Source organism: Oribacterium sp. (assembly GCF_057249185.1).
Map to the genome: position 1 here is coordinate 1 of NZ_DBHIGR010000208.1, position 3,243 is coordinate 3,243.

Below are 3,243 nucleotides of genomic sequence, written 5' to 3' on the forward strand. Positions count from 1 at the left end.
GATGCTCCGTAGCAAGTTTTTTTGTTTTATTCTTGTTACAGTATATATATCGGAGGTAAAAATTAAATAATAAGTATTTCCCTTGAATTTTTTTCAAATTTTTTTAAAGCCATTTCAAGGCTCTTTAAACAACGAAAGATTGTATGCTTTGCGAAGATAGTCTTAAGCATAAAAAAATGCGAAAAAAGAAAGCTCTCATCGCATATCTTCTTTCGCATTCCAATTCTTAACGAATATCTCTAGCGTAGCATCTGCTATCTCGTTTATTTCTCATCCTTTGGGAAGGACCAGGATTTCACACTGACTTCCTTTCCATCCACCTGGGCTGTATCTATTTTTCCTCCGCTCTGGGGCGTCTCCTCTAAAGGAGCAGCTTCTTCCTCCGGAAGCATGGCGGAAAGCATAGCCAGTGCCAGTCTTTCCTGTTCTTCCGATAAACCGGCGGCACTCTTATTGCTCTCTGCATCCTCTGAATTAGCCTTCTCTTCTTTTTGAATAGCCTCCATTTTTGCAAAGGCCTCCTGCAGTAAAGCCTCCGTTTCAGGACTTAATATAGGCTCTGACTTGGTTTCGCTTCTAACTTCAGGGCGCTTTTCTTCCTTAGCAAGACGGGGAGGCGCTTTGAAGTCCCATAGACTTCCTTCTGTTTCCTGATTCTCATCCTGCTCCAAAGGAAGATCTTCTTCCTCCACCTCTTCCTGTAAAAAGGCGGTATCTTTGTATAATGGAAGTTCTTCCTCTTCAGCCTCGCTTTCCCCGACACTGTTGGTCGTGGACAAGGCCTCGGACTCGTTATTTCTTCTTCCTTTATAGAAGACTTTCTTTCTGCCGTTCTTTCGGAAAGGATCATCCTGATAGCTCATGGCCTCAATGGAGCCTACTCCGCCGGTGCTTTGTCCCTTGGTCTCCGAAGACTTCTCGCCACCGTTCTCTCCCTTTGGTTCCTCAATCTTATCCGGCAACATCATAATACGGATCAGCTTGAAATCTCTCCTGATCCAGTAAAGAGGCAGCAAGAATGGCGCATTCTCCAGACCGGGGTAGAGACTCTTCATATAGGAGCTTTCCGGGAAAATCCAACGAAGCTGCTTCTTTATGCCGTCAAAGCGGTTCTTCCATTTTTCCTTCCACTTTCTCCACTTGGCTGCCCGTTCTTCTTTATTTTCCGCATCCTTAATGGCTTTACGAAGCTTGGCCGCCTCCGGAATACTGTCCGCTCCCACCATACCGTTGGAAAGAATACGACTTTCCATGTCATCAAAGAGACTGATGCTGTCCTTCGGATAGGGGAACAAAGAATCCTTACGACTGCTGAACCACATATCCGCCATATGCAACAAGGATTGAGACAACAAAGAAATATCCAACTCCTTGATTCTGGCATCCAGGAATTTCTTATTCATATCCTTATGGAAAAGCTTATAAAACAGATAAAGATCCAAAAGCTCACGAATCTTTAAGTTATCTGTGCAGAAATGATAGCAAGCCTCCGCCATACGGAACATATAGCTGCTTTCCAAAGACAGAACTTTCAGCACCGGGTACTTCTTATCCGGATAAGCTCTGTCAATCAGAGACTTCATGTGTTTTTTGTAATTCTTGGTCAGGAAGGGCAAATGATGGTAAATCTCCACCTGAAAGCCTCCCGCTCTCTTCATGTGCTCTCCAAAGCCGGAATAGAACTGATCCGTCTCATAGCCCAAGTCAAAAAGATAGCCCCTGGCCATATAATACCGTTCTTCCGGAATATAAAGGCGAAGGGGGGAATTGGCCGCTGTTTCCGGCAAATGATAGAGCCGCCGTACAGCTGCACTTTCCAAAACCACCGCCGGAACCTTTACCGCCTGAAAAGCCCCTAGAATTTCCAACTCGGAAGACTCATAAATCTCACCATAGCGAACCGCCTCCTGATACCGATGGAAAAATTTTTCACCGAATAAAGAGGGCACTCTGGCACCTGCGGAAAGCATCCCCAAGTAAATTCCTGAAGCAAGCTCATGATAATCAGCGATACGGTAAAGTCTGCCCCAGTTCATCCTTCGCATCACAGGGAAGGAATCATCCTGTCGTAAAGTACTCCCCAATAAATTAATTAAAAACTTACCCTCATATACACTACGATTCATCGCCGTCCTTGCAATCCTTTCTCATCCTTGAACAACCTGCTGATATTTCAATTTTAATTATCTTTTCTTTCCTTCGTTAGAAAATAAAGCTAAACCACTTCTTCCTTCAGCTCTTCGGGAATCTGCTCCCATAAAAACTTCTGGGTTTGTAAGGCCTGAGCTGTAGTTCTGGCATCTCTTTCCTTAATGAAGCCTATAGATTCCTCAATCTTCCCTCTTAATTCCAGAATTCTTCTTTCCAAAAAAGGATATGCGGCACTATGCTTAGGATCTTCCTGTAGAAGTCGTTGAAAAGTCCTTCTTAAATCTTCTTCCTCTTCCACCAAAAGATTCATCTCCACCCAGTTGTTTTCCAACTTATTTAAAGCCTCCTGCCGCAAATCTAATAATAAGTCCAGACTCACATTGTCCTGTCTTTGCATGGCTTCAGAAAGCTCATCAGTCTCTTTTTTTAATTCGCTGACGATATTATATCTTCTCTGAAATAGGCTAGCAAGCTTTTCCAGCTGCGGATTCTCTTTTCTCTCCATGATTCTTCCTTTCCGTGACACAGAAGAAAGGAGCTGCATAGGCAGCCCCTTTCTTATCCCACAACCTTCGCTTCTTTTGGGATATGAGTATCTCTGGCAATTTTACTTGCCCCCAGGAAGCCGTCACGCAAATCGGATAAAATGTCAACCAGCTTGGGAAGCTCCTCTTGTCTTCTCTCTCTTCCGGCCTGCACCAAGCCTAAGTCAAAGGTAACAAAATCATATAGCCTTGCTAAATCTCTACTGATAGGTTGCTCCATATCCAAGGTATTGTGCAAGTAACGAATAATCTTAGTGGTTTTCTTTAAGGCTTCTTCAAATTTCTCATAATTTTTATCTTCCAAAGCAAAAGTTGCTTTCTTTAAACACTTAATAGCCTCATCAAAGGTTAAAACCAACAGTTCCCCCTGACTCATCTGCATAATACTCTGCTCTAAATACTTCTTTTGATAATCGTTCATACAATCTCCATTTCCAAAGGTTTTTATCCAGCGGAACAAATATTTTCAACTCCGAAGATTTCTTCTTATTGTCTTATAATATGTCGTCCGGTCTATGGAAATGTATAAAGGATTTTTAGAAAAAAT

General features: G+C 42.7%; 3 protein-coding genes. All 3 read right to left on the reverse strand.

Translation table 11 applies throughout. The annotated features are described in order from the left end of the window. Window positions 1–263: 263 nt before the first annotated feature. Window positions 264–2,126 (reverse strand): nucleotidyltransferase family protein, encoded by a 1,863-nt coding sequence (locus ACO4PX_RS09460; RefSeq protein ID WP_485572423.1) that lies wholly within the window; start codon window positions 2,124–2,126, stop codon window positions 264–266. Window positions 2,127–2,215: 89 nt separating this feature from the next. Next, a complete protein-coding gene (locus ACO4PX_RS09465) occupies window positions 2,216–2,656 on the reverse strand; it encodes a hypothetical protein (protein WP_472451527.1) in 441 nt (146 codons plus the stop codon). 53 nt (window positions 2,657–2,709) lie between these two features. Further along, on the reverse strand, window positions 2,710–3,117 hold the full coding sequence (locus ACO4PX_RS09470; RefSeq protein WP_308580380.1) for a flagellar export chaperone FliS: 408 nt from the start codon (window positions 3,115–3,117) through the stop codon (window positions 2,710–2,712). Between the last annotated feature and the right edge of the window lie 126 nt (window positions 3,118–3,243).